The organism is Parvibaculum sp. (genome assembly GCF_030651915.1).
Classification (GTDB): Bacteria; Pseudomonadota; Alphaproteobacteria; order Parvibaculales; family Parvibaculaceae; genus Parvibaculum.
Genome location: NZ_JAUSBV010000002.1, coordinates 1 through 16,219 on the forward strand (window position 1 = coordinate 1; position 16,219 = coordinate 16,219).

A 16,219-nucleotide genomic window follows, 5' to 3' on the forward strand; every position below is an offset into this window, starting at 1 on the left:
TCGGCAACAAAGGCTTGATTAAAGCCCATTCCGCATCGCTCAGATCGAACCGTCCCATCTCTCCCTCCCAGAAAACCGAGAGAGAAAGTGAATCACGCTTCGCCTGTCAGCGGAATCCCTTTATGAGTACAGAACCTAGTCCGCCGCGCGGGCGAACTGGCCGGAGGCGGGGGAGAGTTTGTGGTTCTTCAGCGGCAGTTGGCGGATGCGCTGGCCGGTCAGCGAGAAGACGGCGTTGGCGACCGCGGCCGAGATCGGCGGGGTGCCGGGCTCGCCGAGGCCGCCCAGCGGCGCACCGCTTTCGATGAAGTGGACGGCGATCTCGGGCGTGTCGGCCAGCTTCAGCATTTCGTAGTCGGTGAAGTTCGACTGCGCGACGGCGCCACCTTCGATGCTGATCTCGCCGAAGAGCGCAGCGGTGAGGCCGTAGATGATCGCCGACTCGACCTGCTGGGCCGCCGTGTCCGGATGGATGACCTCGCCGCAATCGACCGCGGCGGTGACGCGGTGGACCTTCACTTCGCCGGGCTCGACGATCGAGATTTCGGCAACCTCGGCGACGATCGAGCCGAAGCTTTGCTGGATGGCGATGCCGTGGGCGTGGCCGGCAGGAAGCGGGCGGCCCCAACCGGCTTTTTCGGCGGCCAGTTCCAGCACCGCCAGATGACGGGGCTGGTCCTTCAGCATGGCGCGGCGATATTCGAAGGGGTCCTGCCCCGCTTCATGCGCCAGTTCGTCGACGAAGCTTTCGTTGAAGAAGGTGTGCTGGGTGTGGGCGACCGAACGCCAGGGGCCGCGCGGCACCGGATTGTCGATCTCGACAAAACGGATCGACTGGTTGGGCACATTATAGGGAATGTGCGGGGCCTCGCCGGGCTCGTCCTTGTGGACATAGCGGTTTTCCCAGGCGAGCGGCATGCCCTTGTCGTCGAGCGCGGCGCGCAGGCGCGAGGTCGAAGCGATGCGATAGGCGTCGTGCTGGATGTCGTCCTCGCGGGTGTAGATCAGCTTCACCGGCGCGGCGACCTCTTTTGCGATGATCGCGGCGAAGTCGATCTCGCTCGGGAAATCGAAGAAGCCGGCGCGGATCGGGATGCGGCGGCCGAAACCGCCGCCGAGCAGCATCGGATGCAGCGTCACATTGTCGAAGTCGAGACCGGCGATTTCGGCGATGCGGGCGCGGGCGCCGAGCGGGTCCTGCACGCCGAGCCAGACATCGGCCTTGCCGTCGCGGATCCAGATGGTGCAGTTCATCGGCTCCATGCAGGCATGGGCCAGGTAAGGCACGCGGTAGGATGCTTCGACCACGCGGGTGGCACCTTCGAAGGCGCGGGGGGCGTTGCCGGTTTCGAAATCCTTGTCGCTCTTGCCGGCATCAAGCGCCGCGTCGTGACCGGCGAAAATCGTTTCCGACGAGATCGCTTCGTTGCCCTTGGTGTCGAAGGTCACGTCGAGGGCAAGCGCGGCTTCCTTGGCGCGCCAGTAATTGTCGGCGATGACGGCGACGCCGCCGGGAAAGTCGACGACCTGTTTGACGCCGCGGCGGGTGAGGATTTCCGATGCGTCGTAGGCGGCGACGGTGCTGCCGAAAACCGGGGCGAGATGGACCGCCGCATAGAGAAGACCTTCGGGGCGGGCATCGACGCCATACATTGCCGAGCCGTCGACCTTGGCCGGAATGTCGAAGCGGGGGCGCGCCGTGCCGACGATGGTGTAGTCCTTTTTGGCTTTCAGCTTCGGCGCGGCGGAAGGCGAATAATCCGCCGCGTCGGCCGCCAGCTCGCCGTAAGTGGCGGACTGGCCGTTCGGGCCCTTGACCATGCTCATGGCGGCCGTGCATTGCGCCGGCGAGACGCCCCAGCGGGCGGCGGCGGCCTTGACCATCATGTCTTTCGCGGCCGCGCCGGTGACGCGCATGCCGTGATGGCCGGTATAGCGCACGGCCATGGAGCCGCCGGTGACCTGCAGGTTCATGAACTGCGCGACCTTGGTCCAGGTGGCGGCGGTGACGCCTTTCAGCATCGGCGGCACGGCATCGCCATCGAGGAAGCGGTTGCCCAGCGCCTCGTTGGCGAAGGCTTTCTCGGCCGGCGCCTGTTCGGCGCGGACCAGCGACCAGTCGGCCTCGAGTTCTTCGGCCGCCATCATCGCAAGTGCGGTGATGGGACCCTGGCCCATGTCGGAATGGGGGACATAGACGGTGACAATGTTGTCGGGCGAGATCTTCAGCCAGGTGGTGACGAAGCGTTCGCCGTCTTCGGCTGCCAGCTTGTCGGCGAGGCCGCGGCGCGAGGGACCCGATACGGCGACGCCGAGCAGCAGGCCGCCGCCGGCGATGCCGCCCGCGACCAGCAATTGACGACGCGAGGGCTTTTTGAGTTCGATGGCCATGATGCTGTTCTCCCTCAGGCGGCGGTGACGGAACGGATGGCGGCGCGGACGCGCGGATAGGTGCCGCAGCGGCAGATATTGGTGATCGCCGTGTCAATCTCTTCATCCGTAGGCTGAGGAGTTTCGGCGATCAGCGCCGAAACCGCCATCAGCATGCCGGACTGGCAGTAACCGCATTGCGGCACCTGCGCCTCGATCCAGGCCTGCTGGAGGGCGCTCAGCATGCCCTCGGCAGCGCCGGCGGATGCGGCCAGTCCTTCAATGGTCACGATGTCGGCGCCGTCGACCGCTTCGACCGGGGTGACGCAGCTGCGCATCGCAACGCCGTCGACATGAACCGTGCAGGCGCCGCAGGCGGCGACGCCGCAGCCGAACTTGGTGCCGGTGAGGCCGATCTCGTCGCGGAGCGCCCAGAGGAGCGGCATGTCGGGCTCGATGTCGAGCTCGTGAAGGGTGCCGTTGACGCGCAGCGTGACGGACATGGGGGTTCCTCCGGCGGTTTGGGGGCGGGCGCGGGGTCGCGGTCGCCGTGACTGACCGGTTTTACCATTTCGGTCATTCGGTATCCAGCCTCGATTTGGCGGTCACGGTTTTGTGATGGCCGGGCTGGGCGCCGGGGGCGCGGCGGTCTATGTTTTGTCGAGGTTTGTCTGCCGTTTCCGGAGGTCCCGATGCGTGTTGCCGCTCTTGCCGCCCTGTTCACTCTTCTTGCCAGCGGCGCGCTGGCCGATCCGCGGCTCGCCGCCGGACAATTCATGAGCGCCGACGGGAAAGAAGCCGGCTCGGCCGATCTCAGCGAAGGGCCGACCGGCGTGCTGCTGCGAATCGAGGTGGAAGGCCTCGCGCCCGGCTGGCACGGGGTTCATTTCCACGCCACCGGCGATTGTTCGGACGAGAAGTTCATGGCTTCCGGCGGCCATCTCAACCACGCGCATGAGAGCGACAAGGCGCCGCACGGGCTGCTCAACCGCGACGGCCCCGACTTTGGCGACCTGCCGAACCTCCATGTGCATGAGGACGGGACCGGCAAGGCCGAGATGTTTTCGGCGCTGGTCAGCTTCGACGGCGCGGACGGGCGCGCCGCCCTTTTCGATGCCGACGGCGCGGCGATCGTGATCCATGAGGCGGCGGACGATCATGTGAGCCAGCCGATCGGCGGCGCCGGGGCGCGGGTCGCCTGCGCGGTGCTGGAGCGCGCCGAATAGGCCAGTATTTTTCGGTTGAATAATGACCCGCTACCGGGTCGGCGTGGGCGAGAAATTTCCGATGGCCGAACGGCTGAGGCGCGAATTCGAGCGCGGCGCCGCGTTCCAGGTCAAGGGGCCGGACAGACAGGCGGTGCCTTACCGGATTTTTTTGTAGAGGGCCTCTTCCCTCTTTCCGAACGAGAGACGGTGAACGAGACCATCCGCTTGCGGATTTTCCCGCTCGCCCTAGCCCACTTCGGCCCTTGTCGGCGCGTCGGGCGCGGGGGCGATGCGGGCCGGTGGCGCGGCGCGGACGGGGAGATGGCAGGCGACGCGGGTGCCGATGCCGGGCGTCGATTCCAGTGTCACCCAGCCGCCATGCAATTCGACAAAGGAATGCACGAGGCTGAGGCCGAGGCCGGCGCCGCGGCGGCGGTCGCCCGTTGCATGGGCCTCGAAACGGTCGAAGACGTTGGACTGGAATTCCGGCTTGATGCCGTCGCCGGTGTCGGCGACCCAGAGTTCGACCGAGTTCTCGAAACGCGCCGCGCCGACCGTGATGGTGTCGCCGGGACTGGTGAAGGCCAGTGCGTTCGACAAGAGGTTGATCATGATCTGCTTGATGCGTTTTTCGTCGGCGCGGACGATGCCGATGTCCTTCGGGCAGTCGACCTTCAGCACGACCTTGTTTTTCTGCGCCGGGCGCTGGGCAAATTCCTCGGTCGCATAAATCACTTCCGACAATTCGACATCGGAGAGATCGAGCGTCATGGCGCCGGCTTCGATGACCGCCAGATCGAGAATGTCGTTGACGACGTCGATCAGCGTTTCGGAGCTTTCGAGAATGCCCTGCATGTATTCGTGCTGACGCGGATTGAGGGCACCGAACATTTCGGCTTCGAGAATTTCGCCGAAGCCGAGAATGTTGGTCAACGGCGTGCGCAGCTGGTAGGAGACGTGGCTGATGAATTCCGACTTCAGGCGGTCGGCCGTTTCGAGCGCGTCGTTGCGCTCGCGCAGGGCCTTTTCGATCTGAATCGAATCCGTGACGTCGACGAAGGTCATCAGCGTGGCGCCATCGGGCAGCGGCACCTGCGCATAGTCGATGACGGTGGCGTCCGGCCGGTTGAGGCGGCCCGTCGATTGCGCGCGCGTGGCCGAGGCGCTGGTGATGCCGGCAATGACACCGGGCACTTCCGGCACGCCGTCGATCAGCGCGTGGGCGATCGTGGCAAGCTCGTTGACATGCGGTTCGCCCTCGAGGCTGGCGATGTCGAAATTCCAGATGCGGGCGAAGGCCGGGTTCGAGAGTTTCAGGCGGCCGTCGGAACCGAAAACGGCCACACCTTCATAAAGGTGGTCGATCGTTTCGCGCTGCACGCTGGCCAGCGTGTTGTAGCTGCTTTCGAGATTGAGCCGCTCGGTGATGTTTTCGTAGAGATAGACGACGCCACCGAAGGGATGTGCCTGACCGATCAGCTTGATCGTGCGGCCGTCGGGCAGGTGCCAGAATTCCTCGACCGGATCGGGCGAGGTGTAGAGCTCCATGCGGGCCTGTTTCCAGACCTGGAAATTCGCCTGTTCGGGCAGGCGGCGGCGGGCGCGCAGTTCGTCGAGAATTTCGCCGTCCGACGGGCCCTGATCGAGCCATTGCGCATCGAGACCCCAGAGCGTTTCGAAGGCCCGGTTGTGGAAGGCGAGGCGCTTGTCCGGCCCGCAGATCGCCACCGCCGTCGTCACCCGGTCGAGCGTCGCGGCATGGCTTTCGATGTGACGGCGGAGTTCGCTTTCCGCTCCGTCGAGCGCCGAGACGTCGATGGCGATGCCGGCGACACCGCCGTCGACGCGCTGTTCGACGATGTCGAGCGTGCGGCGCTCGCCGGCCATGATGGCGCGGCTGCGCTCGCGGGCGCGCGGGCGATCGAAAAGGCCACGGCGCAGAACCGAGAGCGTTTCCTCGTTCAGCAGTTCGAGGCCCTTCATCACCGCTTCTTCCGGCGAGGCCGCATCGACCGCTTCGGCATAGGCGGTGTTGACCCAGGTGAGCTTTCCGTCCGTATCGCGCCGCCAGGCCGGCAGCGGCACCGTGGTCAATTGTTCCTCGAAGCGGGCGCGCGCGGCTTCGGCGCTGCGCAGACGGTCCTTCAGGCGCGAGACCTCGGCCCGCTCGCCCGAGACGTCGCGCAACCAGAGCACGGCCAGCGCGCCAGCCGGCCGGCCTTCGGCCTCGAAGGTGCGCCCGTCGGTCGATTGCACATGAAGCGAAAAGCGCGCGCCGCGGGTGCGCAGGCGCTGAACCGCCGTGTTGAGACGGCCGGCGTTTTCGGGCTCGAGCCTGGTCAGCAGATAGTTGAAATCGAGATCGCCCGAGGAGGGATCGACCAGCGTCGCCGTCGAGCCGACGATGCGGGGACGGGCCTGGAAGGTCCCGGGCGCGGCGCGCAGACTTTCGGGCGTCCAGATGAAAACCGCGTCGGGCTCGGCGGCCAGTATTGCTTCAGCGGCGTCGAGCCTGGCGGCCAGCGCGCCGATACGTGCCTCGCGTTCAAGCGCCACCCGGCGCGCGGCGCGGGCGGCGCGCAGGCCCGTAATGGCGGCTAGCGCCCCGACAAAGGCAATGCCGCCAGCCACCGCATAGACGGCCGCAACAGCCGGATCGGCGGCCGCTTCCGGCGGCAGGCCAATGGCGGTCAGGCGGTCCATCAAGCCACGCGGCACAATTTCCTGGGCCGCGGCGGCAGAGGGGATCAACGCGGACCCAAGGCCCGCGGCAAGCTTCCCCATCCCTGAACGGCGTTTTCGCGCCCTCATGCCACATTTCCCGACTCAGGGTCGCCCCCCGGAGAGCACAAGACCCGATCGCCCGCAAATCAGCCGGCGGCGGTCATATTACACGATCAGCCGATGTGTCGCGAAAAAGGACAGAAAAAAGCCCGGCGATGCGGCCGGGCTTTTCCATATCAAATCATGCGTCGCGGCCGATCAGTAACGGTAGCTTTCGGCTTTGAAAGGGCCCTGCTGCGCGACGCCGATATAGGCCGCCTGCTTGTCGTTCAGCTTTTCGAGCTTCACGCCGATCTTGGCCAGATGCAGCATGGCAACCTTCTCGTCGAGCGACTTCGGCAGCACATAGACCTTCTTGTCGTAGTCGCCGGGCTTCGTCCAGAGCTCGATCTGGGCCAGCGTCTGATTGGTGAAGGAGGCCGACATGACAAAGCTCGGATGGCCGGTGCCGCAGCCAAGGTTCACCAGACGACCCTCGGCCAGCAGGATGATGCGCTTGCCGTCCTGAAACTCGATCTCGTCGACCTGCGGCTTGACGTTGTGCCACTTGAGGTTGCGCAAGCCGCCGATCTGGATCTCGCTGTCGAAGTGGCCGATGTTGCAGACGATGGCGCGGTGTTTCATCTTGCGCATGTGGTCGACGGTGATGACGTCGATATTGCCCGTCGTCGTGACGAAGATGTCGCCGCGCGGTGCGGCTTCATCCATCGTCGTCACTTCATAGCCTTCCATCGCCGCCTGGAGCGCGCAGATCGGATCGATTTCGGTAACGATGACACGGCAGCCGGCCTGACGCAGTGAAGCGGCCGAGCCCTTGCCGACATCGCCGAAGCCGGCGACGACGCCGACCTTGCCCGACATCATCACGTCGGTGGCGCGACGGATACCGTCGACCAGCGATTCACGGCAGCCATAGAGATTGTCGAATTTCGACTTGGTGACGCTGTCATTGACGTTGATGGCCGGCCAGAGCAGCGTGCCCTTCTTCTGCATTTCATAGAGACGATGGACGCCAGTGGTGGTTTCCTCCGTCACGCCCTTCACGCTTTTTGCGATCTGGCCGTAGAAACCGGGCTTGTGCTTCAGGCGGCGCTTGATGGCGGCGAAGAGGATTTCCTCTTCCTCGTTGCCCGGCGTCTCGAGGAAAGCGACGTCGCCTTCTTCCGCGCGCTTGCCGAGATGGATGAGGAGCGTTGCGTCGCCGCCATCGTCGAGGATCATGTTGGGCGCGCCGCCATCCGACCATTCGAAAATACGGTGGGTGTATTCCCAGTAGTCTTCGAGGTTTTCGCCCTTGATGGCGAAGACCGGAATGCCGCGCGCGGCAATGGCCGCCGCCGCGTGATCCTGCGTCGAATAGATGTTGCACGAGGCCCAGCGGATGTCGGCGCCGAGTTCGGCCAGCGTTTCGATCAGCACGGCGGTCTGGATGGTCATGTGCAGCGAGCCGGCGATGCGGGCGCCCTTCAGCGGCTTCTGCGCCCCGAACTCCTCGCGCGTCGCCATCAGGCCCGGCATTTCGGTTTCGGCGATGTCGATTTCCTTGCGGCCCCAATCGGCGAGATTGATGTCCTTGATCGCGTAGTCGCGCGGATCGGCTTTTGCGGCTTGGCTCATGGGGCAGGGCTCCTTCGGAGGGCTTGATTTCAGGCTGGCGGCGCGGGCGGCGCAACGCTGCGCCCCGGCCCGCAGGGCGGCCGGTTCGGGGTGGTTATAGCAATGGAGAGCGAAAGGGGCAAGGCAGATATAAAGAAATCTTTATATGCCCTGTTTCGCGAGACCGGAATTGGCGAAATCCCTCAATCGCGCTCGCCGAAGCCGTCCGAAACGAGCGCTTCGAGGGCCGAGAGCGCGGCTTCGGCGTCGGCGCCCTCTGCCTCGACCAGGATGCAGCAGCCGGGCGATGCGGCCAGCATCATCAGGCCCATGATCGATGTGCCGGGCACCGTATGGCCTTCGCGGGAGACGCGGATTTCAGCATCGAACTGTTCGGCGACCTGCACGAACTTCGCCGAGGCGCGGGCATGAAGGCCGCGGGTGTTGACGATGTTCAGAAGCCGGGATGCAGGACGCGATGCCCCGCCGCTTTCGACTGTCACGTGCCTTCGCCCGCCAGAACCCGGCTGGCGATCGAGATGTATTTGCGGCCCGATTCCTGCGCCTGATCGACAGCGTCGCCAAGGCTTGCCGTGTCGCGCACACTGGCGAGCTTGATCAACATCGGCAGATTGACGCCGGCAATCACTTCGACCTTCGCCTTGTCCATCACCGAAATCGCCAGATTGGACGGTGTGCCGCCGAACATGTCGGTCAGCAGGATGACGCCATCGCCGGAATCGGCTGCCGCAACGGCTTTCAGGATGTCCTTGCGGCGCTGCTCCATATCGTCATCGGGGCCAATGCTGATGGCCGCGACCTGCGCCTGGGCGCCGACGACATGCTCCATTGCGGCGACAAACTGGCTGGCCAGTTGACCATGCGTTACAAGTACCAATCCGATCATCGACCGCCCTCTTTGCCGCTGCCCGTCCGCCAAAGGCGACGGGGCGGCGATACCGCACCCCTGCGAGGGGCGTATCGTGACCTCATTCCGGCGTCAATGACAAGCGCTGCGATGCAACAATCGGCATCGGAATGACGCTTTTTCAAGAACCTGAATTTCGGGATCACAGGCGCCCGTCGGCGCCGGGAAAGCCGGCATCCGGGATCGCGGCCAGTGCGAGACGGAGCTTTTCGGGCGTTGTCGCGTCGAAGGCATGGATTGACAGCACCGGTAGCGACAGGCCGGCGATTTCCTCATGCCGCGGCTCGGCGAGGCGCGGCACGGCCTCGCGCGGCACCAGATCGACGATCAGCGCGACGGCGCCCCGCGCCGCGCTCGGCACCGTCACAAGGCCGAGGCCGCGCAATTCGATGAGACCGGCCAGCGCCACAGGCGCCGAGGCGACAAGACGATCACCATCCCGGACGAGCCGCACCTGATCGTCGGCAACGAGGCGCGTTTCACCCGCCGCATCGGCGCGTATCAGACGAAAGGCCAGATCGGATTTGCCGGCACCGGACGGCCCGCGCAGCAACAAGGCCCGGGCGCCGCAGAGAACGCATGTGGCGTGCATATAAAGAGCGTCATCGTTCGGCGGCGTGGCGGAGGAAGTCATGATGCGTCAATCCGCCGCTGGCAGGTCGACGGTGAAACTGGCACCGAGAATCTTGTCACCATCCATCCGGTTGCCGGCGCGGATGGTCCCGCCATGCACCTCGACAATCTGGCGCGAAATAGCGAGGCCCAGGCCCGAATGTTTGCCAAAACTGTCCGGTCGGTCGGTGTGGAAGCGATCGAAGATACGCTCGACGCTGTCAGGCGGAATGCCGGGGCCGTCGTCTTCGACACGGATGACGATGCGCCCTCGCCCGCGCGCGGCCGAAACGCGAATAACGCCGCGTGGCGGGCTGAAGGACAAAGCATTATCGATCAGGTTGCGCAGAACCTGGCCGAGCCGCATGTCGAAACCCTTGACTTTCATCCGCTCCCGGGGTGCGTCCGGATCGATTTCAAGTGAAACGCGAGCGTGGCTGGCGACGCCGGTTTCGGTGAAAAGATCGCAGACGGTTTCGAGCAGCGTCACGATATTCACATCTTCCATTTCCTCGCGCGACAACTCGGCGTCGAGACGAGAGGCATTGGAAATGTCGCTGATCAACCGGTCGATACGACGTACATCGTCCTGAATAATCTGCATCAAACGCTCCTTGGCGGCGTCGTCCTTCGCCAGGCGAAAGGTTTCGATGGCACTGCGAAGAGAGGTCAACGGATTCTTCAGCTCATGTGCAACATCGGCTGCGAAGCTTTCGATGGCGTCGATGCGACTGTAAAGTGCGTTGGTCATGTCGCGCAGCGAGCCCGACAACTCGCCGATCTCGTCCCGGCGGCCGGTGAAGTCCGGGATCTGGGCACGCGCATTCTTGCCGCGGCGGACGATCTCGGCGGCCTGCGCCAGACGGCGCACCGGCTCGGCGATCGTACCGGCAAGCACGACAGAGAGCAGGATGGTGACCCCCAGCGCAACCATGAAGACCTGCACAATCGCAAAACGTTCGGCACGGACGATGGCGTCGATATCGCCGCCACGTGTCGAGAGCATCAGCGCACCGAGCACCGCGCGATAGCGCTGGATCGGCACGGCAACCGAGACGATCAACTCGCCGCGATCATTGACGCGTTCCATGCTGGACGGCGTGCCTGACAGCGCGCCGATGACCTCGGCATACATGCTGCCGTTCTGGCTGCCCGCTTCGCGGAAGCGTTCGAGATCACGACCCGGCAGGACGCTCATTATCCGGTCGGCGATACCTTGAAAAAAGCCCGGATCTTCGGCGCCTTCGGGCGGCGGCAGTTCGAAAGCGACAACCTGCCCGGAGGCCGAGAGCTGACGCGAATCGAGAATGAGCCAACCATCCTTGTCATAGAGCCGGGCCCGGGTCTGGGTCGGCAGAACGAGACGCCGAAGGATGGGCGCCGCGTTTTCCGGAACGATCGGCAGCGCTTTTTCGGCCAGATCGCCGGCATCGAGCGGCGGCGGCGCGCCGATGCGGCTCGACGAAAGCGGATCGATCACCTGGGCGTCCGGCGTCGAGGTTGCGCCCTGCGCAATGGCGCCGGCAATGATTTCAGCCTGTGTCAGAAGGCTCTGGCGGCGGGCGTCGATCAGTCCTTCGCGAAACTGGTTGAGGTAGAGAATGCCGGTCAGAAGAACAAAAAGCGCGGCGACATTGAAAGCAACGATGCGGCGCGTGAGACTTGAAAAACGGCCGCGCGCCAGAAAGCCGCGAAAGGCGGCAAGCGCCCGCATCGCCGAGGCCGAGAGCCGGGCGAACGGCACCGCCGCATGAGGCGCGCCGGCGGGCTCGATGCGCCCACCATCCTCGCTCTCATCCTCGATCAGGCTCGCCATGACATCTCTTCGGCCCTTGCGTGTCGCAATGCGGCTTTGCGCATCCGTATCGACGACGGTTTTCAGGCCTCGCGGTAGCGATAGCCGACGCCATAAAGCGTTTCGATGGCGTCGAAATCGTCGTCGGCTTCCTTGAACTTCTTGCGCAGGCGCTTGATGTGGCTGTCGATGGTGCGGTCGTCGACATAGACCTGATCGTCGTAAGCTGCATCCATCAGCGCATCGCGGCTCTTGACGTAGCCGGGACGCTGAGCCAATGCCTGCAGGATCAGGAACTCCGTAACCGTCAGGACGACTTGCTTGCCGCACCAGGTGCAGGTGTGACGCTCCGGATCGAGCAGCAGAGAACCGCGTTCCATCACCTGATTGACCGCCCCTTCGGCAGGTGTGCCTTCGGTTTTGGGGGCGACGCGGCGCAATACCGCCTTGACGCGCTCCACCAGCAGGCGCTGCGAGAAAGGCTTGGTGATGTAATCGTCGGCACCCATCTTGAGGCCGAACAATTCGTCGATCTCGTCATCCTTGGAGGTGAGGAAGATCACCGGCAGGTCGGACTTCTGGCGCAAGCGGCGCAGCAACTCAATGCCGTCCATACGCGGCATCTTGATGTCGAAGACGGCGACATCGGGTGGGTTGGCCGACAGTCCTGCCAACGCCGCCGCGCCATCGGTGTAGGTCTGGACGTGATAGCCCTCGGCTTCGAGCGCGATGCTCACCGAGGTCAGAATGTTGCGGTCGTCGTCGACCAGCGCAATGGTCGGCATTTGCCCCTGTCCCTTTTGACACTCCAAGCCCTTTTGTAGGTCGGGCCCAATTCCGCTCATCTCGTTCCGGACCTCATCCATCGCGTACCCCGCTTTCGAACGCCACCCAGCGCGGCGACGAGGCTTAGGCATGCTTTTGGCCCAAAATATGGCGGCAGTATAAGGGGTTGATGTTTCACATGCCATGCCCCGCGCGGACCGCATTGTACCGATTTGACAAAGGAAGTGCCGGGCAGCCATGAGTAGGCGGACACACCAAAGCCGGGAAGCGGCCATCGAGGGGGGAATATCATGCTGAAGCGCGTACTTGCCGGGCTGGCCGGGCTCTTCATCCTGCTGGTCGCGGTTCTCGTCGGCCGGACGCTGATGGTGCCGGCGCTCGATGTCGCGGCGGCCGGGGACGCGGCCAGCATCGACGCCGAGCGGGCGGCCGCGCATCTTGCCCAAGCCGTACGTTTCGAGACGATCTCGCATCAGCGCGGCGCGGCGGCCGAAGATGTCGTGCGCTCGGAAGCGGCAATGACGGGCTTCCGCGACTGGCTGACCGCGACCTACCCCGCCTTCACCGCCGCCACATCGCGCGAAATTTTCGGCGGCTTCAGCCTTCTCTATACATGGCAGGGAACGGACGCCGCGCTCGACCCGGTGCTGCTGATGTCGCATCTCGATGTCGTGCCGATCGCACCGGGCACCGAGGACCGCTGGGAACAAGCGCCCTTTGCCGGCACGATCGCCGATGGTTTTGTCTGGGGACGCGGCACCATCGATACAAAGGCCTCGCTCGTCGCCATGGTGGAAGCGGCCGAGATGCTGGCGGCGAAGGATTTCCGGCCGACGCGCACTATCATGTTCGCGTTCGGGCATGACGAGGAAATCGGCGGCGGCACCGGCAACAAGGCGATCGCGACGGCACTGCAGGAACGCGGTGTGAAGCTGCATTGGGTCAACGACGAAGGCGGTGTGATCGGACATGGACTGCTGCCGGGTGTGACGGCGCCGGTGGCGATGATTGGCGTCGCCGAGAAGGGCTCGATCTCGCTCGACATCGTCGCCTATTCGCGCGGCGGCCACTCGTCAATGCCCTCGCCCGCCGCGGAAACGGCCATCGGGCGGCTCGCCCGCGCGCTGGAGCGGATCGGCGATGCTCCGTTCAAGAGCAGGCTCGACGGCGCGACGCGATGGATGATCGAGGATCTGGCGCCGGGTGTGCCGTTCCTGCAGCGTATGGTCTATGCCAATCTCTGGCTCTTCGAACCGGTGGTGCGCGGTGTGATGGAGAAGAGCCCGACCAGCGCCGCGCAGATACATACGACGATTGCGCCGACGATCATCGAAGGCGGCAACAAGGAAAATGTGCTGCCGCCGGAAGCGCGCGCGGTCGTCAATTTCCGTATCCATCCGCGCGACAATGCCGAGAAGATCATCGCGCATGTGCGCGCGGCGATCGACGATCCGGACGTGAAAGTCGAACCGCTGGACGGCATCCGCGAGGCGTCGCAGGTGTCGAACATCGAGGGCGACGGATACAGATTGCTGACGCGCGTGATTGGCGAAAGCTTTCCCGGCACGATCACCGTGCCCTATCTCGTCGTCGGCGGCACGGATTCGCGCCACTACCTGCCGATCACCGACAATGTCTTCCGCTTCATCCCGATCCATATGAGCCCCGACGACATGGCGCGCTTCCACGGTACCAATGAAAGAGTTTCGGTCGCCAATATGGGGGAGGCGGTGGCCTTCTATGTCCGGCTGATCGAAGCCATGGAGCCGGGCGCCGAATAGAGCCGGTTTCAAGGTTAAACCTGCCGCTTTTTGTATCATTCCCGCCGTTTTCCGGGCAGCGCGGGCGCTTCGCCGCACCCTTTGGACGTGGCCTGCAAAGCGGTTGCGCCCGGCAGGGGCGGCCAGTATGTTGGCGCCGAATTTCCGACCGACTGGAGAGGGACCGGGGCTTCTGGCCCGGGGTTTGCTATATTTTCAGCGGATGAGAGGCACGCCGGCCGGACCGGCGCGACAATGATCGCCCGGCGAAATTTCCGGAACCGGACGATGGGGAAGCGAACAAGCCAGACGGCCCGATCGGGCCTCTCGGGATCACGAGGAGAGAATTGTGAAACAGACCGGGCCCATAATCAGCCGTTTCGGCGCCGACAAAAGCGGCTTCAAAAATCTCGCGGCCGCGCACTGGAACTACCGCCCCGCCGCGCTTTACGAAGAAGCGATAAAACGGAACGAGGGCCATGTCGCCGCTGATGGACCGTTCGTCGTCAAGACCGGCGTCCATACCGGCCGCTCCGCCAAGGACAAGTTCATCGTCCGCGACGCCTCCACCGAAAAGACCGTCTGGTGGGACAACAACAAGTCGATGTCGACGGAAGCCTTCGACCTCCTCCACGCCGACATGCTGAAACACGCCGAGGGCAAGGAACTCTTCATCCAGGACCTTTTCGGCGGCGCCGACGAAACCCACCGCCTCGCGACCCGCGTCTATACCGAATTTGCCTGGCACTCGCTCTTCATCCAGAACCTGCTGATCGAGCCGAAGCCGGAGGAGCTCGACGACTTCATCCCGGAATTCACCATCATCGATCTGCCGAGTTTCGAGGCCGACCCCGCCAAATACGGCGTGCGCACAGGCACGGTCATTGCCTGCAACTTCGACAGGCGCATCGTGCTGATCGGCGGGACATCCTATGCGGGCGAAATCAAGAAGTCGGTCTTTTCGATGCTCAACTACGAATTGCCGCCCAAGCGCGTGATGCCGATGCATTGCTCGGCCAATGTCGGCGAAGCCGGCGACACGGCGATCTTCTTCGGTCTTTCGGGCACCGGCAAGACGACGCTCTCGGCGGTCGCAACGCGCACACTGGTCGGCGACGACGAGCATGGCTGGTCGGAAAACGGCGTCTTCAACTTCGAAGGCGGCTGCTATGCCAAGATGATCAAACTGTCGGCCGAAGCCGAACCCGAGATTTATGCCGTCACCAAGCGTTTCGGCACCGTGCTCGAAAACGTCGTGATGGACGAGGACACACGCGAACTCGATCTCGACAGCGCGGCGCTGGCCGAAAACAGCCGCGGTGCCTATCCGCTGTCCTTCATTCCGAATGCCAGCCCCACCGGCCGCGCGCCGCATCCGAAGAACATCATCATGCTGACGGCCGACGCCTTCAGCGTGTTGCCGCCGGTGGCGCGGCTGACGCCGAGCCAGGCCATGTATCACTTCCTGTCGGGCTATACCGCGAAAGTGGCCGGCACCGAAAAGGGTGTGACGGAACCGGAAGCGACCTTCTCGACCTGCTTCGGCGCGCCCTTCATGTCGCGCCATCCAACCGAATATGGCAACCTGCTGCGGGCGCTGATCGCCGAGCACAAGGTGTCGTGCTGGCTCGTCAACACCGGCTGGACCGGCGGCGTCTACGGCACTGGCAACCGCATGCCGATCAAGGCGACACGCGCGCTGCTCGCCGCCGCGCTTGACGGCTCGCTCAACAATGTCGCCTTCCGCACCGATCCGAATTTCGGGTTTGAAGTGCCCGTCAGCGTGCCGGGTGTCGACGACAAGATTCTCAACCCGCGCGACACATGGGCCGACAAGAATGCCTATGACGCGCAGGCGCAGAAGCTCGTCAAGATGTTCATCGACAACTTCGCCAAGTTCGAGGCGCATGTCGATCCGGACGTCCGCGCCGCTGCGCCCGCCGCGGCCCGCGCCGCCGAGTAAGCGTAAGCTTCATACGAGACAACAAAGCCCGGAGGAAAACCTCCGGGCTTTTTCGTTGGCGCGCGATCCGATGGTGCGGATTTTACTTCTTGTCCGGCGGGTTGTGACCGTCGCCGGCATGCGTTCCGGTCCATGAGGGCGGGTCGGAAGCCGGGAAGCTGTCGTCGAGCGTTTCGTCAACCTCCGCCTCTTCGGCCTCTCTTTCCGCCTCCCCCTCTTCGGCCGCCTTCACGGCGCGCGCCGCATCCGCCGCCGGCGCGGCGGTTTCGGTGTTGAGCACAGGCGGGTCGGAGGCGGGGAAGGATTCCTTCAACGCTTCGTTGACTTCCGCTGTTCTGCTTTTCGACCCTGTCATGGTTGGCTCTCCGGTTGTCGCACAAATCCGACGCCCCCCGACTTCTCAAAATCGATACAGGT

13 protein-coding genes are annotated in these 16,219 nt (G+C 64.3%); 3 read left to right on the forward strand and 10 right to left on the reverse strand.

The window, feature by feature from the left end:
• Positions 1-135: 135 nt before the first annotated feature.
• On the reverse strand, positions 136-2,391 hold the full coding sequence (locus tag Q7V31_RS00480) for a xanthine dehydrogenase family protein molybdopterin-binding subunit (RefSeq protein WP_304731750.1): 2,256 nt from the start codon (positions 2,389-2,391) through the stop codon (positions 136-138).
• A gap of 14 nt (positions 2,392-2,405) precedes the next feature.
• On the reverse strand, positions 2,406-2,873 hold the full coding sequence (locus Q7V31_RS00485; RefSeq protein ID WP_304731751.1) for a (2Fe-2S)-binding protein: 468 nt from the start codon (positions 2,871-2,873) through the stop codon (positions 2,406-2,408).
• A gap of 189 nt (positions 2,874-3,062) precedes the next feature.
• Here Q7V31_RS00485 and Q7V31_RS00490 point away from each other — a divergent pair, with 189 nt between their 5' ends.
• Positions 3,063-3,596 carry a superoxide dismutase family protein gene (locus tag Q7V31_RS00490; protein WP_304731752.1) on the forward strand — a complete coding sequence of 178 codons (534 nt, stop codon included), beginning with the start codon at positions 3,063-3,065 and terminating at the stop codon, positions 3,594-3,596.
• Positions 3,597-3,824: 228 nt separating this feature from the next.
• On the opposite strand, the gene Q7V31_RS00495 is transcribed toward Q7V31_RS00490, so the two are convergent.
• From Q7V31_RS00495 to Q7V31_RS00525, 7 genes are all read right to left on the reverse strand, one after another.
• On the reverse strand, positions 3,825-6,281 hold the full coding sequence (locus tag Q7V31_RS00495; protein ID WP_304731753.1) for a PAS-domain containing protein: 2,457 nt from the start codon (positions 6,279-6,281) through the stop codon (positions 3,825-3,827).
• A gap of 279 nt (positions 6,282-6,560) precedes the next feature.
• Positions 6,561-7,979, reverse strand: coding sequence for an adenosylhomocysteinase (gene ahcY, locus Q7V31_RS00500; protein WP_304731754.1), 1,419 nt, complete (start codon positions 7,977-7,979; stop codon positions 6,561-6,563).
• A gap of 182 nt (positions 7,980-8,161) precedes the next feature.
• Positions 8,162-8,461: an HPr family phosphocarrier protein gene (locus tag Q7V31_RS00505; RefSeq protein ID WP_304731755.1), complete on the reverse strand. Its 300-nt coding sequence runs from the start codon at positions 8,459-8,461 to the stop codon at positions 8,162-8,164.
• Entirely contained in the window at positions 8,458-8,865 is a 408-nt protein-coding gene (locus tag Q7V31_RS00510) for a PTS sugar transporter subunit IIA (RefSeq protein WP_304731756.1), read from the reverse strand. The genes Q7V31_RS00505 and Q7V31_RS00510 overlap by 4 nt, the downstream gene beginning before the upstream one ends.
• A gap of 163 nt (positions 8,866-9,028) precedes the next feature.
• On the reverse strand, positions 9,029-9,520 hold the full coding sequence (locus tag Q7V31_RS00515) for an HPr kinase/phosphorylase (protein ID WP_304731757.1): 492 nt from the start codon (positions 9,518-9,520) through the stop codon (positions 9,029-9,031).
• 6 nt (positions 9,521-9,526) lie between these two features.
• Complete coding sequence (locus Q7V31_RS00520; protein WP_304731758.1) at positions 9,527-11,314, reverse strand: sensor histidine kinase; 1,788 nt, start codon at positions 11,312-11,314, stop codon at positions 9,527-9,529.
• A 62-nt stretch (positions 11,315-11,376) separates the two neighbouring features.
• The gene (locus Q7V31_RS00525) at positions 11,377-12,078 is read right to left on the reverse strand and encodes a response regulator transcription factor (protein ID WP_304731759.1); all 702 of its coding nucleotides are present in this window, start codon (positions 12,076-12,078) and stop codon (positions 11,377-11,379) included.
• Between the two features lie 291 nt (positions 12,079-12,369).
• Here Q7V31_RS00525 and Q7V31_RS00530 point away from each other — a divergent pair, with 291 nt between their 5' ends.
• Together Q7V31_RS00530 and Q7V31_RS00535 are read left to right on the forward strand one after the other, a co-directional pair.
• Entirely contained in the window at positions 12,370-13,860 is a 1,491-nt protein-coding gene (locus Q7V31_RS00530; RefSeq protein ID WP_304731760.1) for a M20 family peptidase, read from the forward strand.
• A gap of 328 nt (positions 13,861-14,188) precedes the next feature.
• A complete protein-coding gene (locus Q7V31_RS00535) occupies positions 14,189-15,802 on the forward strand; it encodes a phosphoenolpyruvate carboxykinase (protein WP_304731761.1) in 1,614 nt (537 codons plus the stop codon).
• A gap of 82 nt (positions 15,803-15,884) precedes the next feature.
• On the opposite strand, the gene Q7V31_RS00540 is transcribed toward Q7V31_RS00535, so the two are convergent.
• Positions 15,885-16,157 carry a hypothetical protein gene (locus Q7V31_RS00540; RefSeq protein ID WP_304731762.1) on the reverse strand — a complete coding sequence of 91 codons (273 nt, stop codon included), beginning with the start codon at positions 16,155-16,157 and terminating at the stop codon, positions 15,885-15,887.
• Between the last annotated feature and the right edge of the window lie 62 nt (positions 16,158-16,219).

Excerpts from the sequence above, each read along its gene's own strand:
- Q7V31_RS00480 (WP_304731750.1), bottom strand. The coding sequence starts at position 2,391 with ATGGCCATCGAACTCAAAAAGCCCTCGCGTCGTCAATTGCTGGTCGCG.
- Q7V31_RS00485 (WP_304731751.1), bottom strand. The coding sequence starts at position 2,873 with ATGTCCGTCACGCTGCGCGTCAACGGCACCCTTCACGAGCTCGACATC.
- Q7V31_RS00490 (WP_304731752.1), top strand. The coding sequence starts at position 3,063 with ATGCGTGTTGCCGCTCTTGCCGCCCTGTTCACTCTTCTTGCCAGCGGC.
- Q7V31_RS00495 (WP_304731753.1), bottom strand. The coding sequence starts at position 6,281 with ATGGACCGCCTGACCGCCATTGGCCTGCCGCCGGAAGCGGCCGCCGAT.
- ahcY (WP_304731754.1), bottom strand. The coding sequence starts at position 7,979 with ATGAGCCAAGCCGCAAAAGCCGATCCGCGCGACTACGCGATCAAGGAC.
- Q7V31_RS00510 (WP_304731756.1), bottom strand. The coding sequence starts at position 8,865 with ATGATCGGATTGGTACTTGTAACGCATGGTCAACTGGCCAGCCAGTTT.
- Q7V31_RS00515 (WP_304731757.1), bottom strand. The coding sequence starts at position 9,520 with ATGACTTCCTCCGCCACGCCGCCGAACGATGACGCTCTTTATATGCAC.
- Q7V31_RS00520 (WP_304731758.1), bottom strand. The coding sequence starts at position 11,314 with ATGGCGAGCCTGATCGAGGATGAGAGCGAGGATGGTGGGCGCATCGAG.
- Q7V31_RS00525 (WP_304731759.1), bottom strand. The coding sequence starts at position 12,078 with ATGCCGACCATTGCGCTGGTCGACGACGACCGCAACATTCTGACCTCG.
- Q7V31_RS00530 (WP_304731760.1), top strand. The coding sequence starts at position 12,370 with ATGCTGAAGCGCGTACTTGCCGGGCTGGCCGGGCTCTTCATCCTGCTG.
- Q7V31_RS00540 (WP_304731762.1), bottom strand. The coding sequence starts at position 16,157 with ATGACAGGGTCGAAAAGCAGAACAGCGGAAGTCAACGAAGCGTTGAAG.